The organism is Kitasatospora sp. NPDC002551 (assembly GCF_040296005.1).
Classification (GTDB): domain Bacteria; phylum Actinomycetota; class Actinomycetes; order Streptomycetales; family Streptomycetaceae; genus Kitasatospora.
On record NZ_JBEOWI010000039.1, the window covers coordinates 1 to 24,857 of the forward strand.

At 74.0% G+C, this 24,857-nt stretch carries 18 protein-coding genes; 10 read left to right on the top strand and 8 right to left on the bottom strand.

The features are described from left to right. Nucleotides 1–492: 492 nt before the first annotated feature. Nucleotides 493–1,035, bottom strand: a complete 543-nt coding sequence (locus ABT093_RS27845; RefSeq protein ID WP_350569136.1) for a transglutaminase domain-containing protein — start codon at nucleotides 1,033–1,035, stop codon at nucleotides 493–495. Nucleotides 1,036–1,414: 379 nt separating this feature from the next. On the opposite strand from ABT093_RS27845, the gene ABT093_RS27850 reads away from it, so the two are divergent. From ABT093_RS27850 to ABT093_RS27860, 3 genes are read left to right on the top strand one after another with little or no spacing between them, the layout of a single operon-like run. Then, nucleotides 1,415–1,972: a SigE family RNA polymerase sigma factor gene (locus ABT093_RS27850; RefSeq protein ID WP_350569138.1), complete on the top strand. Its 558-nt coding sequence runs from the start codon at nucleotides 1,415–1,417 to the stop codon at nucleotides 1,970–1,972. After that, nucleotides 1,962–2,192 carry a hypothetical protein gene (locus ABT093_RS27855; protein ID WP_350569139.1) on the top strand — a complete coding sequence of 77 codons (231 nt, stop codon included), beginning with the start codon at nucleotides 1,962–1,964 and terminating at the stop codon, nucleotides 2,190–2,192. Before ABT093_RS27850 ends, ABT093_RS27855 begins: the two co-directional genes overlap by 11 nt. Nucleotides 2,193–2,225: 33 nt before the next feature. Next, nucleotides 2,226–3,209 carry a hypothetical protein gene (locus ABT093_RS27860; protein WP_350569140.1) on the top strand — a complete coding sequence of 328 codons (984 nt, stop codon included), beginning with the start codon at nucleotides 2,226–2,228 and terminating at the stop codon, nucleotides 3,207–3,209. 54 nt (nucleotides 3,210–3,263) lie between these two features. Here the strand turns inward: ABT093_RS27860 and ABT093_RS27865 are convergent, their stop codons facing one another. Continuing rightward, complete coding sequence (locus tag ABT093_RS27865; RefSeq protein WP_350569141.1) at nucleotides 3,264–5,141, bottom strand: CocE/NonD family hydrolase; 1,878 nt, start codon at nucleotides 5,139–5,141, stop codon at nucleotides 3,264–3,266. Nucleotides 5,142–5,302: 161 nt separating this feature from the next. Then, a complete protein-coding gene (locus tag ABT093_RS27870; protein ID WP_350569142.1) occupies nucleotides 5,303–6,232 on the bottom strand; it encodes a hydrolase in 930 nt (309 codons plus the stop codon). Nucleotides 6,233–6,403: 171 nt separating this feature from the next. Here ABT093_RS27870 and nicT point away from each other — a divergent pair, with 171 nt between their 5' ends. Next, nucleotides 6,404–7,507, top strand: a complete 1,104-nt coding sequence (gene nicT / locus ABT093_RS27875) for a Nickel transporter NicT (RefSeq protein WP_350569144.1) — start codon at nucleotides 6,404–6,406, stop codon at nucleotides 7,505–7,507. A 124-nt stretch (nucleotides 7,508–7,631) separates the two neighbouring features. Here nicT and ABT093_RS27880 read toward each other — a convergent pair whose 3' ends face one another. The 3 genes from ABT093_RS27880 to ABT093_RS27890 form a co-directional block, all read right to left on the bottom strand. Beyond that, nucleotides 7,632–13,865: a DNRLRE domain-containing protein gene (locus tag ABT093_RS27880; RefSeq protein WP_350569146.1), complete on the bottom strand. Its 6,234-nt coding sequence runs from the start codon at nucleotides 13,863–13,865 to the stop codon at nucleotides 7,632–7,634. A gap of 239 nt (nucleotides 13,866–14,104) precedes the next feature. Then, on the bottom strand, nucleotides 14,105–14,377 hold the full coding sequence (locus ABT093_RS27885) for a hypothetical protein (protein ID WP_350569147.1): 273 nt from the start codon (nucleotides 14,375–14,377) through the stop codon (nucleotides 14,105–14,107). Between the two features lie 8 nt (nucleotides 14,378–14,385). Next, the gene (locus ABT093_RS27890) at nucleotides 14,386–14,637 is read right to left on the bottom strand and encodes a hypothetical protein (protein WP_350569149.1); all 252 of its coding nucleotides are present in this window, start codon (nucleotides 14,635–14,637) and stop codon (nucleotides 14,386–14,388) included. A 328-nt stretch (nucleotides 14,638–14,965) separates the two neighbouring features. Between ABT093_RS27890 and ABT093_RS27895 the strand changes: the two genes are divergently transcribed. Then, nucleotides 14,966–15,955: a helix-turn-helix transcriptional regulator gene (locus ABT093_RS27895; RefSeq protein WP_350569150.1), complete on the top strand. Its 990-nt coding sequence runs from the start codon at nucleotides 14,966–14,968 to the stop codon at nucleotides 15,953–15,955. A gap of 209 nt (nucleotides 15,956–16,164) precedes the next feature. Beyond that, nucleotides 16,165–18,594, top strand: coding sequence for a DUF8508 domain-containing protein (locus tag ABT093_RS27900; RefSeq protein ID WP_350569151.1), 2,430 nt, complete (start codon nucleotides 16,165–16,167; stop codon nucleotides 18,592–18,594). Between the two features lie 74 nt (nucleotides 18,595–18,668). Here the strand turns inward: ABT093_RS27900 and ABT093_RS27905 are convergent, their stop codons facing one another. Further along, entirely contained in the window at nucleotides 18,669–19,586 is a 918-nt protein-coding gene (locus ABT093_RS27905) for an SGNH/GDSL hydrolase family protein (RefSeq protein ID WP_350569153.1), read from the bottom strand. Nucleotides 19,587–19,842: 256 nt separating this feature from the next. Here ABT093_RS27905 and ABT093_RS27910 point away from each other — a divergent pair, with 256 nt between their 5' ends. Next, complete coding sequence (locus ABT093_RS27910; protein WP_350569154.1) at nucleotides 19,843–21,498, top strand: FAD-binding dehydrogenase; 1,656 nt, start codon at nucleotides 19,843–19,845, stop codon at nucleotides 21,496–21,498. 37 nt (nucleotides 21,499–21,535) lie between these two features. Here the strand turns inward: ABT093_RS27910 and ABT093_RS27915 are convergent, their stop codons facing one another. After that, nucleotides 21,536–21,916 carry an ArsR/SmtB family transcription factor gene (locus tag ABT093_RS27915; protein ID WP_350569156.1) on the bottom strand — a complete coding sequence of 127 codons (381 nt, stop codon included), beginning with the start codon at nucleotides 21,914–21,916 and terminating at the stop codon, nucleotides 21,536–21,538. A gap of 95 nt (nucleotides 21,917–22,011) precedes the next feature. On the opposite strand from ABT093_RS27915, the gene ABT093_RS27920 reads away from it, so the two are divergent. The 3 genes from ABT093_RS27920 to ABT093_RS27930 all read left to right on the top strand — a co-directional run bounded on the left by ABT093_RS27920 (nucleotide 22,012) and on the right by ABT093_RS27930 (nucleotide 24,740). Further along, on the top strand, nucleotides 22,012–23,973 hold the full coding sequence (locus ABT093_RS27920; RefSeq protein WP_350569157.1) for a heavy metal translocating P-type ATPase: 1,962 nt from the start codon (nucleotides 22,012–22,014) through the stop codon (nucleotides 23,971–23,973). 6 nt (nucleotides 23,974–23,979) lie between these two features. Further along, nucleotides 23,980–24,420: a (2Fe-2S) ferredoxin domain-containing protein gene (locus ABT093_RS27925; protein ID WP_350569158.1), complete on the top strand. Its 441-nt coding sequence runs from the start codon at nucleotides 23,980–23,982 to the stop codon at nucleotides 24,418–24,420. A gap of 68 nt (nucleotides 24,421–24,488) precedes the next feature. Then, complete coding sequence (locus tag ABT093_RS27930) at nucleotides 24,489–24,740, top strand: hypothetical protein (protein ID WP_030302164.1); 252 nt, start codon at nucleotides 24,489–24,491, stop codon at nucleotides 24,738–24,740. Nucleotides 24,741–24,857: the final 117 nt, after the last annotated feature.

The window sequence follows — 24,857 nt, forward strand, 5'->3', positions numbered from 1 at the left end:
TCGGCCTACGCCGGCCAGACGGTGACCCTCAAGTTCAACGGCACCGAGGACGCGTCGCTGCAGACCAGCTTCGTGATCGACGACACCTCGATCGCGACCAGCTGAAGCCCCGGCTGATCGTCCCCGTCGGCCGCCCGGCACCTCGCGCCGGGCGGCCGGTGGTGACGTGACGACGCCCACCGACGGTGCGGCCGCTTGGTTTCTGGAGGTCGCCGGAGAACCGGACGTCTGGTGAACGGCCAGATCACCGGATCCTGGACGGGGGCATCATGGTGCCGGCTGTGCTCACGCGCCAACGGTTCCCGCGACCTCACCGACGGTCACTGCCTCTGGACCACTGCGTCCGAATGCCGGCCGAGTTCCTTGAGCACATCGTCCAGCGCCCCCAGGCGCTGGACGAGCTGGAGCGGGACGCCTCCTGCGCTGGGGGCGGCCGTAGCTGATGGGCTGGTGGGCCTCGGGTGAGGGTGCCTGTCCTCGTTGGCGTGGGCGTCAGAGTCCGGCTGCTCGGCGGCCGAGGATGGGTTCGGCGAGGAGTCGTGCCGGGGCGCAGAGGGTTTGGCCGTGGCGGGTGAAGAGGTCGTCCCGGGAGTTGAAGTGTCCGAGGTCCGTGAGGAGGTAGGCCGAGAGGTCGCACGGGGCGGCGGGCGATGCGGGGCAGGTGGTGGTGGGTCCGTCCCAGTCGACGTTCGTTCTGGACAGTGCCTCGAAGAGGGTCTCCGGGCCGGCGTTGGTGAATCCGCCGTCGGCTCGTTCGTGCGGGTTGGGGCTGTCGGCGAAGAGGTCGGAAATCGGCAGCCAGGAGGTGGCGATGCGGAACTCCGGCCAGGCCAGCACCACTTGGTCGGGGACGAGCCGACGCATCCGGGGGAAACGTGGGTACCAGAAGGAGCCGTCCACGACGAGGCCGCGCACTCGGGTCGGGATGCCCTGCGCCCGTGCGACCGCCTCCAGCACGGCCATCCGCTGGCTGCAGGAGCCGCGGCCGAGTCGCAGGACCTCGGAGACCGGTCGCCGCTCCTCCACCGAGTACACGGGGCGGACCTCCGTGGAGATCCACCGGTGTGCGTGACGGAGGTACGTCACCGTGCACGCCGCCCCCTCCCCTCCGGAGGGCGGCATGCCGATCAGCCGCAGGGCGGACCGGACGCGCGGGTGTCGCCAACCGAGGATGGGCGTGGGTGCCGCGCTTCCGTGTGCGCTGTTGTCGCCTGGTGCGGCTTGTCGTGCTCTTCCGCGCGGCGTCAGCAGCGTACTCACCATGACCGGCTCCTCCCGTCCTGACGGGGGCTCAGTCTTCCAGAGATTTTGAACGCGTTCAAGTAGCGCCGGTGGTTCCTGCCGGGTGGGGCATGCTGAAGGGCGAGTGGGACTGCGGTGCCACAAGACCATCGGGTGATCGCGTTAGAAGGGTATGGAGCACATATTGGCGGCCGAGTCGGGGGCGCCGCCCGTCGAGGCGCCCGACTTTCCGGCCTTCGTGGCGTCGCGGGGGCGCCAGCTGTTGCGGACGGCGTTTCTCCTCACCGGGGGTGACGCGCATCTCGCCGAGGATCTGGTGCAGGAGGCGCTCGGCCGGGTCTTCGTGAAGTGGCGGCGGATCTCGCGGCTGGAGAACCCCAGCGGGTACGCGCAGACCGTCCTGGTGAACACCTTCCTCTCGCACCGCCGCCGGCGCAGCAGCACCGAGCGGGTCACCGACGTCCTGCCGGACGTCGCCGTCGTCGACCCGGACCCCGCGCTGCGGCTCACGCTGCTGCGGGCGCTCGGGGAGTTGCCGGCGCAGGACCGGGCGGTGCTGGTGCTGCGCTTCTGGGAGGACCGGAGCGTGGAGGAGACGGCGGCGGCGCTGCGGTTGAGCAGCACCGCCGTGCGCTCGCGCAGCAGCCGGGCGCTGGCGCGGATGCGGGGCGCGTTGGGGGCGGATTCGGTGGCGGCGATGGAGAAGGCGGGGTTGCGTCATGCCGGTTGAGGAGGAGCACGGACAGGACTTCGAGGCGGAGTTCGCCCGCGCGTTGCGCGGCGCGGCCGACCTCGCCCCGGAGGACGCGCTGTTCGGCCTGGCCGCCGGAGCGGAGCGGCGCGGGCGGCGCCGCCGCGGCCGGCGGCGGGCCGCGCTGGTGGGCGCGGTGGCGGTGGCGGTGCTGGTGGCCGGCGGTGCCGGCGTGCTCGGCGGGGGTGCGGGGGCGTAGCTGTTCGGGCCGGCCGCCGAGCCGGTGCGGCCGATGACCGCCGAGGAGGTGGTGCAGCTGGTGACGGGGCTGCTGCCGCCGGGGTCGGTGGAGTCGAAGATCGCGGAGACGCCCGGCAGTTCGAAGGCGTCGCGGGGCGAGCACCAGAACTTCGGGGTGCTGGAGTTCGACGACGGCAAGGGCGTGAGCGTGATCGTCTACAGCGTCGACCGCGGCACGCAGCGCCCCGACGAGGCGGCCCGCTGCTCGGACCCGTTCACCACGCCGCAGGACTCGTGCGAGCGCACCGTGCGGGAGGACGGCTCGGTCGTGGTGATCGACAAGCGGCGGGACAGCAACTTCCCCGGCCAGCGCCAGTGGCAGGGGACGTGGGCGCTGCCCGACGGCACGGTGGTCCGGGTCACCGAGTACAACGGGCAGCCGGCCACCCCGGCCCGGGAGGAACCGCCGCTGGACGCCGGGCAGTTGGCGTCGATGGTGACCTCGCCGGCCTGGGCCCGGGTGGTCGCCGCGATGCCGCCGAACCCCGACGCGCCGAAGCCGCCGAAGGAGGAGGAGCAGCCGAAGCAGGCGGCGACGCCGTCCCCGGCCGAGCTGCTCGCGACGCTCACCAGGCTGCTCCCGCCGGGCACGGCGCCGTCCGGCGCGGACGAGCAGCACGCCACGCTGACGGTCACGGCCGGGGAGCGGACCAGCAAGGTCTCGGTCCTCGTCGAACCGGCCGGGGAGCAGGGACGCAAGAACAGGAAGGGCGCCGAGGAGGGGCTGCCGACCCCGCTGGAGGTGCGGGAGAAGCTGCCCGACGGCACCCTCGTGGTCACCAACCGGTTCGGCAACGGCAAGACCGCCACCGACCCGGTGCTGCACTGGACGGCGCAGGTGTACTACCCGGACGGCCGGAACGTGCAGTTGTACGAGTGGAACGGCGAGAACGGCTACGACTTCCGGCCCGGCGAGCCGGCGCTCTCGGTGGACCAGCTCAAGGCCGCCGTCCTGGCGCCCGACTGGCGGAAGTGACCCCTCGCCCCGGCCGGCACGGAGGCCGGAACGGAGGGTGGAACGGAGAGCGGGTCAGGAGCCGCCGCGAGGGATGCGGTGGCGCCATTCGCGGGTGAAGACGACGTTGCCCGCCTCCTCGGCGCGGAGCTGGGTGTGGGCGAGGAGGTGGGTGGGGTCGCAGCGGAGTTCGGTGCGGGTGCGGACGGTGACGTCCCAGCCGATGGCGGGGCGCTCCAGGCGGACGGTGCGGTCGGTGCGGGCGAGGGCACTGAGGGGGGTGGCGGCGAGGACGCGGTAGGCGGTGACGGTCTCCTCGGCGCGGACCAGGCCGTCGGGGTGGGTGCGGGTGCCGTCGCCGGCCGGGGAGAGCTCGGTGCGCCACTCGCGGCGGCCGATGTCGTGGACGGTGACGCGTTCGGGGCGGGCGGTGAGCGGCTCGGTGAGGTGCAGCGGGGGCGGCAGGGGGAGGGTGGGGGAGCGGAAGGTGAGGTCCTCGGCCGGCGGGGTGGGCGGGCGGACCGGGAGGGTGAGGGCGGAGCGGGAGGGGTCGAGGGCGAAGCCGGACGGTTCGGGGCCGGGCCAGATCCACGGCCAGTAGCTGGAGGAGACGGCGAGCCGCAGGCGGTGGCCGGTCGGGACGGTGGCGCCGGTCGGCGCGAACAGCACGGTGGCGTCGGTGGCGCCGGAGGCGGGGGCGAGGACGCCGCGGGTGAGCAGGGTGGAGGTGCCGTCGGGGGCGACGGCGCACAGGCGGGCGGCGATCAGGGCGGCGACCGGGGCCGCGACCGGGGCGGGCGCGGCCTCCGGGCGCAGGTGCAGGGCCAGGGACGGCGTGCCGAGCAGATCCAGCGGTTCGGGCAGCGGCCGGGAGTCGAAGCAGACCGAGCGGCCGTCCTCCTCCCGCTGGTCGGGCGGCTGGTCGGCGGGGCGGCCGAGCGGAACGTAGGAGCCGGCGTTGAGGCCGGTGTGCTGCGGCGAGCGGACGTGCACCCAGCGGTCCTCGGAGGCGGTGCCGGCGGTGCGCAGCGGGCCGTCGAGGCCGTAGTGGACCTCGCGGACGGCGGGGGAGGGCCAGGGGTCGTCGCCGCACCAGTGGTCGGTGCGCCAGCTGCGCAGGGCGGGGGCGTCGAGGGCGCCGGCGTCGAGGTCGCGCAGCCAGTGGTCGTACCAGCGCAGCGCCTCGGGGAGGAGTTCGTCGGGCAGGCCGTGCGACCAGGGGCCGAGGACGGCGCGGACGGGGGGCGCGGCGCTGCCCGCCAGGGCGAGGACGGCGGCGGCGGAGGGGTCCGACCAGCCGGCGACGGCGAGGGTGGGGACGGTGGCGGCCGGCCCGGGCCCGGCAGGGGCGGCGAGCCAGCCGGCGAGCGGTGGTTCGAGGGCGTCGAGCCGGGCCAGCCACATCGCCCGCCAGGCGTCGCCGACGTACTGCGGGTCCGGTGGGCGGGCCGCGTCGGCGAGCCGGTCGGTGGCCCGGGTGTGGCCGTCGGCGGCGAGGACGGCGCCGCCGAGGCGGTGCGGGCCGTCGGGGCAGGCGACGACCGCGGCGTGCACGGCGTCCGGGGCGAGGGCGGCCAGGCGCAGGGCGAGGTCCCCGGCGGCGCCGGTGCCGAGCAGGCCGACCCGGCCGCTGCACCAGGGCCGGGCGGCGAGCCACCGGACGACCTCCGCGCCGTCGGCGGCGAGGCTGTCGTCGGTGGACGCGACGCCGCCGGAGTTGCCGTGCCCCCGGGCGTCGACCCGGACGGCGGCGTGGCCGTGGCCGGCGATCCAGGGGTGGCGGCGGGCGTCGTCGGTGGCGGTCCAGTCGGTGAGGCGGCCGGTGGAGTACTCCAGGACGACGGGGACGGGCTCCTCGGTCACCGGGCGCCAGAGGCGGGCGTACAGCTCGGTGCCGTCGGGGAGGGGGACGCGCAGGTCCTCGCGGGTGGTGCGGTAGGGGTACGAGGGCATGGCCGCTCCATCGGGTCCCGGTCGGTGCGGATCATTCCGACAGTAGGGGAGGAAGCGGGCGCGCGCCCGGCGAGGGGTCGGCCGGGCGCGCGGGACGGGAAGGACGCGGGACGGGACGGACGCGGGGACGTGAGGAACGCGGGACGGCGGATCCGGAGCCGTCAGGCCTTGCTCAGCCAGGCGGTGGCGTTCAGGGCGAGCGCGGCGTCGGTGCCGGCCGGGTCGTTCCAGCCGTCGTGCAGGTTGTTGTGCGGCTGCCCGGTGCCGTCCTCCGGCGGTGAACTGTCGCCCCAGACGGCGATCCGGCCGTCACCGAAGGTGCTGGTGACGAAGAAGGCGCCGGTGTTCCCGGAGGAGCCGGGCCGGTAGACGATGCCCTTGACGGTCGGGTTGTCGGCCGGGTGCAGGGTCATCGTGGTCCCGTCGCGGATGATCGAGCCGGTGACGGTGCCGAACGGGCCGTGCAGCACCGGGTCGGCGGGGTCGTCCACCGCGCGCGGGTTCTCGTTGTGGATCTTCGCGAGGTCGACGCTGAACCCGAAGGGGTCGCTGTTGTCGACGCCGTTGTCGGCCATCAGGTCGTTGATGATCGCGGGCGAGTCGATGCCGTCGTTGTTGCGGTCGCTCAGGGTGTGGTCGGAGATCAGGAAGAGCCCGCCGCCGTTCTGCACGAAGTGCATCAGGGCGCTCTTTTCCGCCTCGCTGAACCGGATGTTGGGCTCGGGGATCACGACGGTGTCGAAGTTGGCCAGGTCGAGCGGGGCGCCGGTGCCGAAGGTGAAGGTGCCGCCGGGCGGCAGGGTCTTCAGGCTGTACTGGCCGGTCCGCTGCAGGTCGACGCCCCAGGAGGACAGGGCGCCGGTCCAGCTCTTGTCGGAGGTGGGGACGGTGTTCTCGCCCAGCGGGTCGGGCTGGGCGGTGGAGACGATCCAGTCGGCGTTGCCGGCCGTCTCGGCCTTGCTGTTGTCGAACAGCACCCGGTGAACCGTGGTGGCGGCGGAGGCGGTGGGGCCGGGGGCGCTGGGCGCCGTGAGGCCGACGGTGACTAAGGCCGTCGCGAGCAGTGCGGCGGCCGTGCGCAGGCGGGGCATGAGCGGTACCTCCCGGGGGACGAGCGCGCGGGAGGTGAGGCCGGTACTCCCATCATCCTCCTGTTCGTCCGCCACCCGGTGACCGAGTCGTAATTGCGCATGACTTGCAACTAATTACCGGGAGGGGGAAAGATGGCCCGGCTTCGACGCCCCCACGAAAGGACCCCCCCGATGACCGGCCCCCGCTGGCGCGACAGGCTCACCCGTGAGGAGTGGATCCGGCTGGCAGGCATGGGCGGCTTCATCCTCGCCCTGCACGTGATCGGCTGGTTCACCCTGCTCGCCCTCGTCGCGCCCGAGCACTACGACGTCGGCGGCCAGGTCTTCGGCGCCGGAATGGGCCTCACCGCCTACACCCTGGGCATGCGGCACGCCTTCGACGCCGACCACATCGCCGCCATCGACAACACCACCCGCAAGCTGATGGGCCAGGGCAAGCGCCCGCTCTCGGTCGGCTTCTGGTTCTCGCTGGGCCACTCGTCGATCGTCTTCGGGCTCTGCGCGCTGCTCGCCTTCGGCATCCGCTCGCTCGCCGGCCAGATCGAGTCGGACGACTCCACCCTGCACGAGACCACCGGGCTGATCGGCGTCACCGTCTCCGGCACCTTCCTGCTGGCCCTCGGCCTGATCAACCTGGGCGCGTTCAACGGCATCCTCAAGGTGTTCCGCCGGATGCGCGAGGGCGAGTTCGACGAGGCGGAGCTGGAGGCGCAGCTGGAGAAGCGCGGCCTGATGAACCGCATCCTCGGCCGGGTGACCAGGGCCGTCACCAAGCCCTGGCACATGTACCCGGTCGGCCTGCTGTTCGGCCTGGGCTTCGACACCGCCACCGAGGTGTCGCTGCTGGTGCTGGCCGGCGGCGCGGCGGCGTTCCAGCTGCCCTGGTACGCGCTGCTGGTGCTGCCGGTCCTGTTCGCGGCGGGCATGAGCCTGCTGGACACCATCGACGGCTCGTTCATGAACTTCGCCTACGAGTGGGCGTTCTCCAAGCCGGTCCGCAAGATCTACTACAACCTGACCGTCACCGGCCTGTCGGTGCTGGTCGCCCTGGTCATCGGCTCGATCGAGCTGATCGGGCTGCTCGGGGAGAAGCTCGACGTCACCAGCGGGCCGGTCGCCTGGATCGGCGAGCTGGACCTCGACCTCGTCGGCTACGCGATCGTCGGCCTCTTCGTGCTCACCTGGGTGGCGGCGATCGCCTACTGGAAGCTCGGCAACGTCGAGGAGAAGTGGTCGGCCGGGCTGACCGCCGCGGCCGCCGAGAAGGCCGAGTAGGCCGCGCGGGCCGAGGAACGCGCGGGCCGAGCGGCGCGCGGGAGCGGGAACGCGGGAGGCCCGCCCGACCTGGTGGTCGGGCGGGCCTCCGCTTTCGGCCGACGGTCTCAGCCGGGTGTCCGGATCAGCAGCCGTACGTCCAGGACCGCACGCCCGGGAAGGGCAGCGAGTTCCAGCCGGCCGCGCCGATGGCGATCGCCAGGCACTTGCGGTGGTAGTACGCCTTCGAGGCCATGTGCTGGACGTAGCCGGAGTAGGCGCCCGCCGCGAGGGCGAAGCCCGCGCCGACCGGTCCGAGCAGGCCCACGCCGACCCAGATCGGGCCGTAGACGTAGTGGGCGTTGCGGCCGATCTTCCCGGTGTACGCGCGGTTGAAGTAGAAGGTGAGCTGCGCCAGGTACTTCAGGCCGCGCCAGCCGAAGTGCGCCTCCATGTGGGCCCAGAGACGGCCCCAGGAGTAGTAGCGGGTCTTCGACCAGCTCCAGCGCCCGTCCAGGTCGAAGGAGTTCACCGGGTCGGTCGGGTAGGTGTAGGCGTTGGCGTTGCCGCCCGGGACCGGGTCGGCCTGCAGGAACCGGCCGAGGCTCGGGTCGTACAGCCGCGAACCCATCAGGATGACGCCGGTGGCGGTGGTGGAGTCGCGCTGCTCGCCGCCGACCCAGCCGTAGCCGGTCACCGGGCCGCTGAGGCTGACGCCGTACTCGTCGAAGACGCGCACGCTCAGCGACTGGGCCGGGTCCAGCGGGAGCTGGACGGACACGTCACCGTGCAGGTTGGTGAGCTGCAGGACGGTGCCGTCGGTGGCACCCGTGATGGCGCCGAGCGTGCCGCCGAGGTCGGTCACGCTGCGGGCGACCGCGCCGTTGCCGGCCTTGGACCAGCTGGGGCTGTCGCAGGCGCAGCCGTAGTGGTTCACGCTGGTGGCCGTGGTGCTCCAGGTGCCGTCGCCGGCCTGGGTCTCGGTGGTGCGGGAGGCCAGGCGGCCGGCCGCGTCCAGCGCCCAGGTGCTGCGCTGGGTGCCCGAGGTCTCGGTGCGGACCAGGTCGTTGGCGTAGTAGCCGAACTGGGCGCCCTTGGGGTGGGTGGTGGTGCGGCCGAAGGCGTCGTAGACGGCGCCCTTCAGACGGTCGGCCGAGTCGTACAGCGAGCCCACCGTGCTGGTGGTGGAGTCGACGGTGGCCGGGTCGCAGTCCTCCTTGGTGGTGGTCAGCGCGGTCCGGTTGCTGTTCTTGTCGAACGTGTAGGCGCGGGTGGTGCAGCCGTCCAGGGCCTTGTCGGCGGCCTTGGTGAGGCGGCCGGAGGCGTCGTAGCCGAAGGCCGACTCGATGCTGGCGCCGGCGGTCAGCGCGTGCCCGGCCTGCTGGCCGTGGGCGGTGAAGTCGGCGTAGTCGGCGAGGACGACGGTGCCGTCGGCGGCGGTGTAGACCTTGCCGGTGAGGATGCCCTGGGTGTCGTAGCTGTTGGTCAGGACGTAGCCGCCGGGCAGGTTCTGCTTGGTGAGCCGGCCCTCGGAGTCGTACTCGGCGGTCATGGTGCCCGCCACCGAGTCGGTGAGCGACTGCGGCCGGCCGTAGCCGTCGTAGGCCAGGGTGGTGGTGGACGGGGCCGAGTCGCTGTGCTTGACCGGGCGGTCGGCCACGTCGTACTCGGTGGTGGTGACGCTGCCGGCGCCGTCGTCGTAGCCGATGACGCGGCCGAGCTTGTCGTAGGCCGTCTTCACGGTGGCGGTGCCGTCGGAGGTGCTGACGATCCGGCCGGTGGCGGCGTCGTACACGGTGGTGGTCTCCGGCACCGCGGTGCCGGTGCCGCCGGTCACCGCGACCTTGGTGGTGCGGCCGGCCGCGTCGGTGGTCGTGGTGGTGGTGCGGGTGACGCCGTTCGAGGTCTCCCGGACCACGGCCGGACGGCCGTAGCGGTCGTACTCGGTGGTGCTGGTCGGGATCTCCGCCGGGTTGCCGCCGGCGTCGGTCGCCGCGGCGGCCGGGCCGGTGGTGCAGGGCAGGTCGGCCCACTCCGGGCGGGCGGCGCAGGCGCCGGTGCCGGTGGCGGACCAGTAGGTGGTGACGGTGGTGCCGACGTCGGTGCCGTTCGACTTGGGCAGGGAGGTCCGGACGGCCCGGCCCTGGGAGTCGTACGCGACGGTCTTGGTGAGCTTCAGGCCCGCCGGGTCCTCGGTGGTCTGGGTGGCCAGACCCTTGGCCCAGTCGTAGGCGGTGGTGGTGATCCGGACGTCCGCGTCGGCGGCGTAGCCGTCGACGCGCGCGCCGATGGCGGCCGTGGTGGGCTCGTTGCTGACCGCGGCGTCGGCCGGACGGCCCTCGTCGTAGGCGGTCGCGGTGTGCGTCCGGGCCGGGACCTCGTCGCCGGCCGGGCGGGCCGGGCTGGAGCCGGAGGCGGCCAGGTCGCGCTCCAGGGTGACCAGGTGCAGCGGGCCGAACTCGTCGGTCTGCCGCTCGCCGTCCGCGGAGTAGACGGTCAGGGTGGACAGCGCCTGGGCGCGGTCGGCGGTGCTCGCCTTGTCGAGGCCGAGCGCGCCCAGCTTGGCCAGGCCCTCCGGGGAGGTGGACAGGGCCAGGGCCCGGTTCTCCGCGCTCAGCTTGCGCACCGAGTTGCCGAAGGCGTCGTACTCGGTGGTGGTGACGCCGCCCGCGGCGGCGGTGTTGACCTCGCGGCCGGAGGCGTTGGTGTAGGTGATGGCCGCCTTGGCGAAGTCGCCCGAGCCGAGCAGACGGCCGTCGTGGCTGGCCGGCGGCGCGTCGGCGGGGAAGATCGCGGTGGCGTCGGTGGGCGCGTTGGTCTGGCCCCACGCGGCGACGTCCGTGATGCCCAGCTTGTACGGGGCGTTGGCGCCGCTCAGCGGCACGTCGTAGACCAGGTTGGTGGCGGCGGTGCCGTTCACCACGTCGGCGCTGCCCTGCTGGAGGGACGGCCGGGAGGCCGCCAGCAGCATGCCCTCACCGGCGGTGGCGGCGTTGCCGGCCTTGCCGTAGGTGAAGGTCCAGGGGAGCTCGCCGGACGGGGTCAGGGTGATGACCCGGCCGGCCGCGTCGTAGCTGTACGCGGTCTTCAGCGCGGGGCTGGTCCGCGGGTCCCACTGCTCGCGCAGGCGGGTCATGTCGTCGTAGCGGTACTCGGCGACGGCGACCGGGGTGGCCGCGGTGGCACCCGGCAGGTTGGACCAGAGCCGGACCTGCTTCACCTGGCCGGCCACGTCGCCGAGCGCGGCGGTGGTGGCGGTGGTGGCGTCGGCGTAGACGTACTCCAGGACCCGGCAGCCGTTGGCGGCGGGGTTGGTGGCGCAGGTGGAGTTGGCGACGGCCGTGGTCGGCGCGACGACGAACTTCGGACGGGCCAGGGTCTTCCCGCCGACGACGACCTTCTCCGAGACCACGGTGGTGGTGGAGTTGTCGGTGGCCGTCGAGGAGGCGGTGACCTGCCAGGTGGTGGCGGCCGGGTCGACCTTGGCGAAGGTCGTGGTGGCGCCGTTGGTGCTCTTCAGGGTGAAGGTGCCGGTGAGAGCGCCGGTCAGGGCGAGCGTCTCCGCGCCGGGCTCGGGCTTCCAGCCGCCGCCGGCGGTGGCGGTGAAGCCGGTCTCGTGGCCGGTGGCGTCGACGATGGACACCGAGGTGGGCGAGGTCTGCCGGACGTACGCCCAGTCCGAGGAGGTGAGCTCGGCCATGGTGCCGGCGCTCCACTGCGGGCCGAAGATGGCCGCCTGGCCCTCCTGCGCGGCGCCGTTCTCGGGGTGCCGGGAGGAGTAGGTGCGGCCGGTGCTCAGACCAAAGGCGGAGGCGTCGGTCGCGGTGAGGGTGTAGTCACCGGTGAGGGTGTTGACCCGGCCCGGGCCGACCTCGGCGTCCGGCGCGTTGCCGCCGTTGCGGTCGACGGTGATGGTGTTGGGCTCCGAGGCGTCGGTGCCGGTGCCGATGGTGAAGACGGCGCGGACGTCGACCGGGCCGTCGGTGGCCAGGGTGTCGGTGATGTTCCAGGTCAGCGGCGCGGGCTTGCCGCCGGTGACCGCGAACGGCCAGGCGGTGACGGCGCCGCCGGTGGCGGTGGTGACGTTGGCGACCGGGATGTCGGTCCAGGCGGCCGTCTCACCGCGGCGGTACTGGTAGCGCACACCGGTCGCGGCGCTCTGGCCCTCGGCCGCCAGCGTGGTGCGGCGGGCCGAACGCTCGCCGGCGCCGGGCGAGGTGAGGGCGGCGCCCTTGCCCGCGTTGAACACGTAGGTCGTGTCCGCGGAGGCGTTGCCGGCCGCGTCACGGGTGTGCGCGGTGACGGTGTGCTGGCCGCCCTTGAAGGTGAGCGCGGCGGACACCGGCGCGCCGGTGGTCGCGACGGTCACCCAGGCGCCGCCGTCCAGCCGGTACTGGACGTCCTTCACGTCGGCGGTCGGCGGGGTGAAGGTGAAGGAGCCGGTGAAGTTGCCGGAGGCGTCCGGGGAACCGGCCCACTGGCCGGCCGGGAAGTCGCCGGAGGAGACGGCGGTGGTGGCCGGGGCGGTGGTGTCCACCGTGAACGTGCGGAAGCCGGACCAGGCGCTGTTGACGGTGCCGTCCCCGGAGCGGGAGCGCCACTTGTAGCCGCCGGCCGGCAGCGCGGTGGTCGGGGTCCAGGTGAAGGTCGATCCGGAGGCCGCCCAGGCGCTGTGGCCGGACTGCAGGGCGGCGGTGCCGTTGGCGGCCCAGATCTCGAAGTCGAGCACGACGTTGCCGCCGTCGGGATCGGTGGCCTTGGCCGACAGGGTCGGCGTGGAGTCGCCGGTCAGCGCGCCGTTCGCCGGGGAGATCAGGGTGGAGACGGCCGGGGCGGTGTTGTAGGTCACCGACAGGTACGGCGTGTTGGAGGCCGCGTTGCCGGAGTAGAACTTCTTCCAGCCGTACGGGTCGCTCTCGTCGGTGGCCCGGATGCCCATGGTGTTGCTGGCGTTGCCGTTGCCGGCCCAGGCCTGCACCAGCGAGGTGATGTCGGTGTTGGTCCAGCCGTCGGCGCAGGCGCTGGAGTAGCCCTTGGTCGCCGTGGTGGAGGCCCACTTGCGGTTCCAGCCGGGCTGGGACGTCCAGCGGGTGGCGGTGGTCGCCGAGCCGGTGTCCCAGATCTCCCAGCTCTTGGCGGTGCAGGACCAGGAGTGGAACTCGTACAGGTTGAGCTTGGCGGCGGTGACCTTCTTGCCGCTGATGGTGCCCATCGGGAACTGCAGGAAGGAACGGGCCACCTGGCCGGAGCCGTTGTTGCCCAGCTTCAGCTCGGTCTGCGAGGAGACGTCGGTGCCGTAGCCCTCCTGGACGAAGGTGTCGAAGCCGACGCCGATGTTGACCGCCGGGTCGACGGTGACCGGGTACTGGGTCTTCGGGTCGTTGAGGAACGCCGCGTCCGGGGTGAGCGTGAGGTCGACGGCGTTGCCGCGCTGGGTGACCTTCAGGGCGACCGGGGCGGTGTGGGTGTGGTCGCCGGAGCGCTCGTCCACCTGCGCGTCCCACATCACCGGGGCGGGCAGCTGGCCCTTCTCCTCGCCGGTCTTCGGGTCGAGGAAGGAGACCGAGTTGTCCGCGTTGTGGCGGGCCTGCAGGCCGGCCGCGTCCAGGGTCATCGTGACGGTGCCGTTGGCGCCGACCGCGGTGCGGTTCTTGAGCTCCAGGAACTGCTCGAAGCCGGTCCGGGTGGACTCGATGACCAGGTCGGTCGCGGTGAGCGCGTTCTCGTAGCGGGCCTTGGTGCCGTCGATGACGGGGGCCGGCAGGGTGCCGCGCCAGGACAGCGACATGCTGGTGCCCTGGCCGTTGTCCAGCGAGACCAGGGGGACGGCCGGGGCCTGCTGGTCGCCGGCCGGCGCGCCGGCGGCCTTGAACTTGGACGCGGCGGCGGGCGGGGTGGCGCCGGCCAGCGAGAGGCCGAGCGGGTGGCCCTTGGCCTTGACCGAACCGTCGGGCTGCGGGGCCAGGTTCACGTCGATCGGCTGGAGCTTGCCGGACTTGTCCTTGTACCGGACCGGGCCGGTGGCCATGTCCAGGGTGGTGGTGCCGTCCGGGTTGACCCAGGTGGTGGTGGACTCGGTGCGCTCGCCGACCACCTCGATCCGGCGGTTCTCCAGCCGGGCCTTGAGGTGGGCGGAGGCGATGTCCTGGGCCTCGGCGGGGCCGAGGGCCTTCGTGGACTCGGGGGCGGCGGGCTTGTCCTGGCTGACGGCGACGGCCTGGCCGGTCGTCATGAGGACGGCGCCGGCCTCGGCGGCGAGCACCACGGTCAGCGCGATCGCGGTGTTGCGCAGCACGCCGTTGCGGCGGCGTGACGCGGGGGCGGCTGGCACGGTGCCCCCGGCGCGGGGCCGGGGTGGTGTGCCGGTCGGGTGAGACATGGAGCTCCTCGACGGTCTTGTGTGAGGGGGGTTCGTTGTCGACGGCGACGCGCGCCCGTCCACGCGGGCACGGCTGCGCGGACCCGGGGGACCGGGCCTGGGCGGGCCGTGCTTATGGGCGTGCGCATGCCATGAGGCCGATCATGGTGGTAGGCATGAATCGGCCAAACTTGCGAGTGAAGGCAACCGCCCGAAAACGGACGGAAGATCAGGAAGTGCCTGGCGGAAGGCCCCGCGGCCTACGGTGGAGCCGCCACCGCGTAGCGGCGCGCGGGACCCTCCGCCAGAGCCCGGTCGAGCAGGGCGTGGGCCCGCAGCTCGGCCGCCTCCCGGTCGGGCGCTCGGACGTACAGCACCAGGCCGATGCCTCCCGGGACGGCTCGGGCGCGCACGTGTTCCAGGCCGTCGCCCGGAACCGCGCGTGCCCACAGGGCGCCCTGGACGTCGGCGGGTCCGGCCTCGCCCGTCGGCGCGGTCGAGACGTCCAGGAGGGTCAGATGGACGGCGAACACGTGAACGGTCAGTCCCAGCCGATGCCCGGGCCGTCGGCCTGGGCGGTGTCCCAGCCGATGATCCTGACGGCCGGGCCGTCCCAGCCGATGCCCGGCCCGTCCCAGCCGATCCCCGGCCCGGCGGCGGGGGCGGTCGCGGCGAGGGTGACGGCGGCCGGCGCGGCCGGCGCGGCCTGCGGGGCCGAGAAGGCCGGGGCGGCGGCGGTGGCGAGGGAGAGTGCGAGGGCGGCGACGGCGAGCAGCCGGACGGTCATCGGCACGGCGGTTCCTGTTCTGTGCACGGTGGTTCAGGGCGTGTGGGCGGTGCGTTGCGCGCAGACCGAATACTTCCGGTGCCGGGCCCGCCGCGGGAGGGAGATCGGCGGGCAGCATCCGGCCAGGCAGCATGCTGCAACCCCGCGACGGCAACCGGGGGGTGGCGCGCCCGGCCGAAACCGTCGCGGGAACAGACCGGACGGTCTGGTTCTGGGTGGGTGACCGGATCGCCTCTTGTGGCGGAGGGATCACCGGCGGAGGATCGGGGATCGGCGACCCGGGCGGACAAACCGTCCGGGTGGGGGGATGCTGTGACGATCAGGGGTCGCTGACGTGCTGGAACTACTGGGCCTGGACGCCACCGCGGAAGCCGTGTACCGCGAGATGCTCGCGGACCCGCAAGGCGGAGTGGCCGAACTCTGCGAACGGCTCGACCTCGCCGAACCCGTCGTCCGGGCGGCCCTCGACCGCCTCGCCGACCTGACCCTGCTGCGCGCCTCCCGGGAGCGCCCGGGCGCCCTGTGGCCGGTCAGCCCGGAGCGCGGGCTGGAGCTGCTGCTGCGCCGCCAGGAGGAGGAACTGGCCCGCAGGCAACAGGAGCTGGCCGTCTCCAAGGCCGCCGTCGCGCGCGCCGTCGCGGAGTACGCCACGCTGCGCTCGGCCACCCTGGTGGACGGCGGCGAGCGGCTGGTCGGCCTCGACGCCATCCAGGCCAAGCTGGAGGTGCTGACCGCCCGGCTGACCACCGAGTGCCTGGGCGTGATGCCCGGCGGCGCGCAGTCCGCCGCCAGCCTGGCCGCCTCCCGGCCGCTCGACGAGGACGCGCTGCGCCGCGGCGTCAGCCTGCGCACCATCTACCAGGACAGCGTGCGCAACGACCCGGAGACCTTCGCCTACACCCAGTGGATGACCACCCTGGGCGGCCGGGTGCGCACCGCCCCGGTGCTGCCGCCGCGGATGCTGGTCTTCGACGGGATCACCGCCGTGGTGCCGATCGACCCGGAGAACACCCGGGCCGGCGCGCTGTGCACCGAGGAGCCGGGCATCGTCGCCTCGCTGGTCGCGCTGTTCGAGCAGACCTGGGAGACGGCCGTCCCGCTCGGCGGGGACCCCCGCCCCGAGGACACCGCCACCGGCCTGAGCCCCGGCGAGCGCGAGCTGCTGCGGCTGCTGTCCACCGGGCTGACCGACGACGCGGCGGCCAAGCGGCTGGGCGTCTCGGTGCGCACGGTGCGCCGGCAGATGGCGGCGCTGATGGAGCGTCTGGAGGCGGCCAGCCGCTTCGAGGCGGGCCTGAAGGCCGCTCAGCGGGGCTGGCTGTAGCGGCCGTCACGGCTTGCGGGCAACGGTCGGCGGACGTAACGGAGAAGTTCACTTCCGGGCTCTTGTCCGGCCATTTTCTACGCGCGTATCTTTGGGCGCTGCGGGGGACGGTTCCCGGCTTCCGCACGGCTTTCTACGCGGGTAGCGGGGCAGTGCGCGCGGTGCGCCCGGCCGACCGACCCTCACCCACAGCTAGGAGTCCCGTTCCGGTGACCACCCCCACTGCTCCCCGTCCTCGCTCCCGCCGCGCCCTGCTGCGCGCGGCGGTCGTCCCGGCCGGCCTGGCCGCCTCCCTGGTGCTGGCCCCGCTGCCGGCCGCCGTGGCCGCGCCCTCCGCCGACGCGTTGATCGCCGAGGTCTACGGCGGTGGCGGCAACTCGGGCGCCACCCTGAAGAACGACTTCGTCGAGCTGGCTAACAAGGGTGGCGCCGCCTTCGGCCTGGACGGCTGGAGCGTGCAGTACATATCCGCCGCCCCCGGCGCCAACTCCCAGTGGGGCGTCACCCCGCTGACCGGGTCGATCGCCCCCGGCGGGCGCTACCTGGTCGCCGAGTCGGCCGGCGCCGCGGGCACCGTCGAGCTGCCCACCCCGGACGCGGCCGGCTCGCTCGCGCTCTCCGGCACCGGCGGCACCGTCGCGCTGGTGCGCGGCACCGACCCGCTGACCTGCAAGACCGCCGCCGACTGCGCCGCCGACCCGCGGGTGCGCGACCTCGTCGGCTTCGGCACCGCGGTGGTCCACGAGGGCCCGGCCTCGGTGCCCGGCGCCTCCAACACCGCTTCGGTGGCCCGCAAGGCCGGGCTGCCGGACACCGACGACAACGCGGCCGACCTCGCGGCCGGCGCCCCGACGCCGACCAACAGCCGCGGCGAGGTCGCCGAGGGCTCCACCCCGACCGGCCCGACCGAGCCGGGAACCGTGCGGATCCACGACATCCAGGGCCGCACCCGGCTCTCGGAGCGCACCGGCAGGACCGTCGCGGGCGTGCCCGGCATCGTCACCGGCGTGCGCGCGTACGGCTCCAAGGGCTTCTGGATCCAGGACGCCGCCCCGGACACCGACCCGGCCACCAGCGAGGGCGTCTTCGTCTACACCGGCTCCGCCAACCCGACCGTCAAGGTCGGCGACGCGGTGCTGGTCACCGGCAAGGTGACGGAGTACTACCCGAACTTCAACGGCGGCTCGCAGTCGCTCACCCAGCTGAGCGGCCCGGCCGTCACCGTGGTCTCCTCCGGCAACCCGCTGCCGGCCCCGGTGGTCGTCGACACCCGCAACATCCCCGGCACCTATTCCCCGGCGGCCGGTGCGGACGGCACGATCAACGGCGTCGCCCTGGACCCGGAGACGTACACCCTCGACTTCTACGAGTCGCTGGAGGGCATGCTCGTCGAGGTCCGCGACGTGCGGGTGGTCCAGGCCACCGACAAGTACAACGAGCTGTGGGTCGCGGCCGACAAGCAGGACCAGAAGAGCAAGCGCGGCGGTCTGCTCTACGAGTCCTACGCCGAGCCGAACGTCGGCCGTCTGATGGTCCAGCAGCAGGCGCCGGTCTCCCAGCAGCCCTTCCCGGTCGCCAACGTCGGCGACGTGCTGACCGGCACCACCAGCGGCCCGCTGGACTACAACCAGTTCGGCGGCTACACCCTGGTCGCCGGCACCCTCGGCGCGCTCCAGGACAACCACCTGCAGCGCGAGGTCACCGCCCAGGCCGGCGAGCGCGAACTCACCGTCGCCACCTACAACGTGGAGAACCTGGCGGCCACCAACCCGGACGCCAAGTTCGCCGAGCTGGCCGCCGGTGTCGTCACCCACCTGCGCTCGCCCGACATCGTCGCCCTGGAGGAGATCCAGGACAACAACGGCGCCAAGAACGACGGCACGGTGGACGCGAGCCAGACCGTCGCCAGGTTCGTCGCCGCGATCAAGGCGGCCGGCGGCCCGGCGTACGACTGGCGCTCGGTGGACCCGCAGGACGGCAAGGACGGCGGCGAGCCCGGCGGCAACATCCGCCAGGTCTTCCTGTTCAACCCGCAGCGGGTCTCCTTCACCGACGTCCCCGGCGGCACCGCCACCACCGCCGTGGACGTCTCCGGCACCGGTGCGGCCGCCTCGCTGACCGCCTCGCCCGGCCGGATCGCCCCCGCCGACGCCGCGTGGGCCAACAGCCGCAAGCCGCTGGTCGGCCAGTTCTCCTTCCGCGGCAAGAAGGTCTTCGTCATCGCCAACCACTTCAACAGCAAGGGCGGCGACCAGGGCATCGACAGCCGCTTCCAGGCCCCGACCCGCTCCTCCGAGGTCCAGCGGATCGCCCAGGCCACCGTCGAGCAGGCCTTCGTCGCCAAGCTGCTGGCCGCCGACAAGGAGGCCAGGGTGGTCTCGGTCGGCGACTTCAACGACTACCAGTTCTCGCCCGCGCTGGCCGCGCTCACCAAGGACGGCGTGCTGCGCGACCTGGTGAACGAGCTGCCGGAGAAGGAGCAGTACTCGTACGTCTACCAGGGCAACTCGCAGGTGCTGGACCACATCCTGGTCAGCCCGGAGGTCGGGTACGCCAAGTACGACGTGGTGCACATCAACGCCGAGTTCGCCCAGCAGGCGAGCGACCACGACCCGCAGGTGGTCCGCATCAAGCCGTGAGGCCGCGGCGCGCACGACCGAGGGGGCGGTGACCGGAGTCCGCGGTCACCGCCCCCTCGGGGCTTCGCGCGGTGCTACCGCAGGGCGGCCAGGACGGCGTCCGCCATGACCCGCTCGCCGGTGGCGTTCGGGTGGAAGGGGACGGCCGGGGAGCCGGGCAGCGCGCCCTCGATCCAGCGGTCGTCCGAGCAGACGTCGTGCCCGCGGGTCGGGGTGGCGGTGTCCACGTAGCCGGCGCCGACCGAGGCGGCGGTGGACTCCAGCATCGCGTTCAGCCGACCGAGGACCTCGTGCAGGTACGGGATGTCGCGCGGGGCGATGGGCTGGCGCAGCACGCAGGACGCGCCGTCGGCGGGCAGCACCGAGGGGTAACCGACCAGCAGGATCCGGGCGTTCGGCGCCTTGGCGCGCAGTTTGCGCACGGTGTCCGCGAGCCGGGGCCCGGTGGCGTCGATCCGGTCGGCGAGGTCGTCGTCGCCGTACTGCCAGGACCGGCTGGACCAGTCCCAGTGGCCGTGGTGGTAGACGTCGGTGCACGGGGTTCCGAGCGGGTTGACCACCGCGCCGGCGATGCAGGTGGCGATCACGTCGCCGATCCCGATGTCGCTGTCGCCGAGGTCGTTGCCGCCGATTCCGAGGGTGATGAGGTCGGTGTCCGCGGTGACCGCGTCGATCTGCGGGTCGTTGACCCGGATGAAGGCGTCGTACTGGGCCTGGGTGACCGACTTGACCTTGGCGGCGGCGCAGGTGACGTCGCGGTAGGCGGCGGCGTTCAGGGCCGCGGCGACCAGGTGGCCGTAGTTGCGGTCGGAGCGCAGGCACAGGCCGGCCGACTGGCCGGGGACGCCCGCGCCGGACGCGTAGGAGTCGCCGAGGGCGACGTAGCGGTGCGGGGCGGGGGTGGCGGCCTGCGCGCTCGTGGCGGTCATCGCCAGGGCGGCGCCGAGCGCGGCGGAGGCGAGCAGCAGGGAATTCCGGGCACGGCGGAGCACGGTTCCTCCTGGGGGAGAGAAACGGGTGGGTGGGGGACGTACGAGCCGGGCCACAGCTACTACCGACAGGTAAGTTACTGGCAGGTTTCGCCGCCGTCCATGCCGGGCGCGGATATTCCGGAAAATCCGTCAAATGTTTCACCGGCCGCCCCGGCGGGAATTTCGAATTTCGCTCCACCGCGTATCGAAGCGCGTTTCGAAACGGGGCGGAGCGGAATTCGCCCGCGTGGACCCCCGGTGGAGGAGGAGCTGCCCCATGGCCCTGGACGCCGATGTCATCGTCATCGGAGCCGGACTCGCGGGCCTCGCCGCGACCGCCGAACTCGCCGACGCCGGACGGAAGGTGATCCTGCTCGACCAGGAGCCCGCCGCCTCGCTCGGCGGCCAGGCGCACTGGTCCTTCGGCGGCCTGTTCCTGGTCGACTCGCCCGAGCAGCGCCGGATGCGGATCCGCGACTCGCACGCCCTCGCCTGGCAGGACTGGCTCGGCACCGCCGGTTTCGACCGGCCCGAGGACGTCTGGCCGCGCCGCTGGGCCGAGGCCTACGTCGACTTCGCCGCGGGGGAGAAACGGGCCTGGCTGCGCGCGATGGGCGTGCGGTTCTTCCCGGTGGTCGGCTGGGCCGAGCGCGGCGGGCAACTCGCCGACGGACCGGGCAACTCCGTGCCGCGCTTCCACATCACCTGGGGCACCGGCCCGGGCCTGCTCGAACCCTTCGTCCGCCGGGTCCGCGCGGCCGTCGCCTCCGGGCTGGTCGACCTGCGCTTCCGGCACCGGGTCACCGGCCTGGCGGCGAGCGCGGGCGCCGTCGACACGGTGGCCGGCGAGGTGCTGGTGCCGAGCGGCGCGGCGCGCGGCGAGGCCAGCTCCCGCGAGCCGGCCGGCCGCTTCGAGCTGCGCGCGCAGGCGGTGGTGGTCACCTCCGGCGGCATCGGCGGCAACCACGACCTGGTCCGCAAGGCCTGGCCCGCCCGCCTCGGCACCCCGCCCGGGCGGATGCTCTCCGGCGTGCCCGCGCACGTGGACGGGCTGATGCTCGGTGTCGCCGCCGACGCCGGGGCCGGCCTGATCAACGGCGACCGGATGTGGCACTACACCGAGGGCATCGCCAACTGGGACCCGGTCTGGGCCCGGCACGGCATCCGCATCCTGCCCGGCCCCTCCTCGCTCTGGCTCGACGCCCGCGGCCGCCGGCTGCCCGTCCCGCTGTTCCCCGGCTTCGACACCCTCGGCACGCTGGAGCACATCCGGACCACCGGGTACGACCACACCTGGTTCGTGCTCAACCAGAAGATCATCGAGAAGGAGTTCACCCTCTCCGGCTCCGAGCAGAACCCCGACCTCACCGGCCGCTCGCTGCGCGGGGTGCTCCGGCGCGCCCTGCCCGGCGCCCCCGGCCCGGTGCGCGCCCACCTCGGCCACGGGCCGGACTTCGTCGTCGCGGGCGACCTGCACGACCTGGCCCGCGCGATGAACGCCAAGGTGCGGGCCCCGCTGATCGAGACCGCCGAACTGCGCCGCGTCGTCGAGGCCCGGGACCGCCAGCTCGCCAACCCCTTCGCCAAGGACCTCCAGGTGACCGCCATCCACGGCGCCCGCCGCTACCTCGGCGACCGGCTGATCCGCACCGCCGTGCCGCACCGCATCCTCGACCCGGCCGCCGCCCCGCTGATCGCGGTGCGGCTGTCGGTGCTCACCCGCAAGTCGCTCGGCGGCCTGCACACCGACCTCGCGGCCCGCGTGCTGCGCCCCGACGGCTCGGTGCTGGACGGCCTCTACGCCGCCGGTGAGGCCTCCGGCTTCGGCGGGGGCGGCGTGCACGGCTACCGCTCGCTGGAGGGCACCTTCCTCGGCGGCTGCCTGTTCTCCGGCCGCACCGCGGGCCGCGCGGCGGCGGAGGCCACGGCCTGAGGGCCCGGACTGGGGCCCGCCGGCAGCGTAACGGCGCTCAACTGCCCTTCGCCGGCAGGGGGTTCGCCGCTCCGTCGTCGGTGATGCCGAGGCGGAGGTGGTCGACGTGGTAGACCGCCTGGTCGAGGAGGGCGGCGACGTGGTCGTCGTGCAGCGAGTAGACGACCGAGCGGCCGCGGCGCTCGCCGACGACCAGGCCGAGGTTGCGCAGCAGGCGCAGCTGGTGGGAGCAGGCGGACTGCTCCATGCCGACGGCGTCGGCGAGTTCGGTGGCGGCCCGCGGTCCTTCGCGGAGCTGGGCGAGGATCAGCAGGCGCGAGGGGGTGGCGAGGGCCTGGAGGGTGTTCGCCACCTTGGCGGCGTTGGACGCGTCCAGGCGCATCCGCGGCACGGTGTTCTCGGCGGCTGCGTGTCCCATGGGGGAATCCTACGGGGCGCCGGTGGAGGGAGGGGGTCCGGCAAGTCATATGAACGCATGAAGGTGTGTTCATGTATTCCTGTAAGGTGGCGCCCATGTCCGCCACCACGCTCACCCGGCCGGCCGCCCCGGCCCCGTCGGCCCCACCCCCGCGCGCCCGCCGCACCCGGGTGCTCGCCCTGCCCGAGGCCCGCTGGGCGGCCGGCAGCCTGGCGGCCTTCCTGGCCGCGCTCGCCCTCCAGCTCTGCGGCGCCCCCGGCTGGGCGTCCGGCACGCTGCACGCCCTCGCGTACGCCGCCGGCGGCTGGGAGCCCGCCCTCGCCGGACTGCGCGCGCTGCGCGAGCGGACCCTCGACGTGGACCTCCTGATGGTCGTCGCCGCCCTCGGCGCCGCCGCCATCGGCGAGGTGCTGGACGGTGCGCTGCTGATCGTCATCTTCGCGACCAGCGGCGCCCTGGAGGCCCTGGCCACCGCCCGCACCGCCGACTCCGTCCGCGGCCTGCTCGACCTCGCCCCCGCCACCGCCACCCGGCTGCGCGCCGGCGCCCCGGGCGCGGACGCCGAGGAGACCGTCCCCACCGCCGAGCTCGCCGTCGGCGACACCGTGCTGGTCCGCCCCGGCGAGCGGATCGGCGCCGACGGCCGGGTGCTGGACGGCGCGAGCGACGTCGACCAGGCCACCATCACCGGCGAACCGCTGCCCGCCGCCAAGCGCCCCGGCGACCAGGTGTACGCGGGCACCCTCAACGGCGCCGGCGCCCTGCGGGTGCGCGTCGAGCGGGACCCGGCCGACACCGTGATCGCCCGGATCGTCGCCCTGGTCCAGGAGGCCTCCGAGACCAAGGCCCCCACCCAGCTGTTCGTCGAGAAGATCGAACAGCGCTACGCCGCCGTCCTGGTGGCCGCCACCCTGCTGCTGTTCGGCGTCCCGCTCGCGCTCGGCGCCGAACCGGCCGACGCCCTGCTGCGCGCCATGACCTTCATGATCGTCGCCTCGCCCTGCGCCGTCGTGCTCGCCACCATGCCGCCGCTGCTCTCCGCGATCGCCAACGCCGGCCGGCACGGCGTCCTGGTCAAGTCCGCGGTGGTGATGGAGCGCCTCGGGCAGGCGGACGCCGTCGCCCTCGACAAGACCGGCACCCTCACCGAGGGCACCCCCCGGGTCACCGAGGTACGGCCGCTGGACGGCACCGGGGCCGACCGGCTGCTGGTGCTCGCCGCCGCCGCCGAGCACCCCAGCGAGCACCCGCTGGCCCGCGCCGTGGTCGCCGCCGCCCGCGAACGCGGCCTCGCCGTCCCGGCCGCCACCGACTTCACCGCCACCCCGGGCGTCGGCGTGCGGGCCGTGGTCGAGGGCACGGTGGTCGCCGTCGGCGCCCCCGGCCCCTACCGGGACCACCCGGCCGTCACCGCCCTGGAGACGGCCGGGCGCACCGCCGTGCTGGTGCTGCGCGACGGCGAGCCGGCCGGCGTCCTCGGCCTCGCCGACCGCCCGCGCGCCCAGGCCGCCGGCGCCGTCCGGGCCCTGACCGCGCTCACCGGCCGCCCACCGGTGCTGCTCACCGGCGACAACCCGCGCGCCGCCGCCCGGCTGGCCGCCGAGGTCGGCCTCACCGAGGTCCGGGGCGGCCTGCTGCCGCACGAGAAGGCCGCCGCCGTGCACGAGCTGGCCGCCGGCGGCCGACGGGTGCTGATGGTGGGCGACGGCGTCAACGACGCCCCGGCGCTGGCCGCCGCCCACACCGGCGTGGCGATGGGCCGGGCGGGTTCGGACCTCGCCCTGGAGACCGCCGACGCCGTCCTCGTCCACGACGAGCTGGCCGCCGTCCCCGCCGTGGTGGCGCTCTCCCGGCGGGCCCGCCGGCTGGTGGTGCAGAACCTGGTGATCGCGGGGACGGCCATCGCCCTCCTGGTGGTCTGGGACCTGGCGGGTACGCTGCCCCTGCCGCTCGGCGTCGCCGGGCACGAGGGCTCCACCGTGATCGTCGGCCTCAACGGCCTGCGGCTGCTGCGCGAACGGGCGTGGCAGCGGGCCCTGGGGAACGAGGAGGGCTGAGGGACCATGAGCCGTCGCGAACGCGAGCGGACGGGCCGGCAGGGTGCGGGCGGGGGCAAGGGCACCGGGCGCGGCCCGGCGGCCCCGGTGACCGTCACCGTCTGCCGGGGCTGCTGCTGCGGCACCCGGGAGAAGCACCCCGGCGTCGACCACGCCGGCCAGTACGAGCGGCTGCGCGCGGCGGTCGGCGACGCGGGCCGGGTCCGGGCCGTCGGCTGCCTGGACACCTGCGCGCACTCCAACGTCGTCGTGGTCGGCCCGTCCAGCGAGGGCCGCGCGGCCGGCGGCCGGCCGGTCTGGCTGGGCTGGGTGCTGGCCGACGACATGATCCAGGAGATCGCCGAGTGGGTGCACGCCGGCGGCCCCGGCCTCGCCGACCCGCCGGGGATGCTCGACCTCCAGCAGATCTCCGTCTCCCGCCGCGTCAGTGCGGGCCTGCCGGGCTGACCGGCGCCCGCTCGCGGAACACCGGTCACCGCCTACCATGGCCTGGATTCCGATCCGGGAGGAAGACGATGACCACGGTCTGCCGCATCTGCGCGGGCACCGGCCGCACCGCCGGCCTCAGCTGCCGGACCTGCCAGGGCACCGGTACCACCGAGGTCGGCGGCGGCGGGGGCAACTGCTTCCTCTGCGACGGCACCGGTGTCTACGTCCGCTACCGGGTCGACGCCACCGGCGCCAAGCACGCCTACCGCGACGAGATCTGCCGCACCTGCGACGGCACCGGCAACCGGGCGGCGTCCCCCTGGGACGAGGCCTCCTGAGCCCTCGTCGGATCGCCCCCGGAGCCGGCGGTTGGTCCGCGCGGGTGCGCCCGCGCACCGATCAGCGTAGGTGAGCACCCTTCAGGCGGCCGTGCCCGGACAAGCTGACGGACGCTA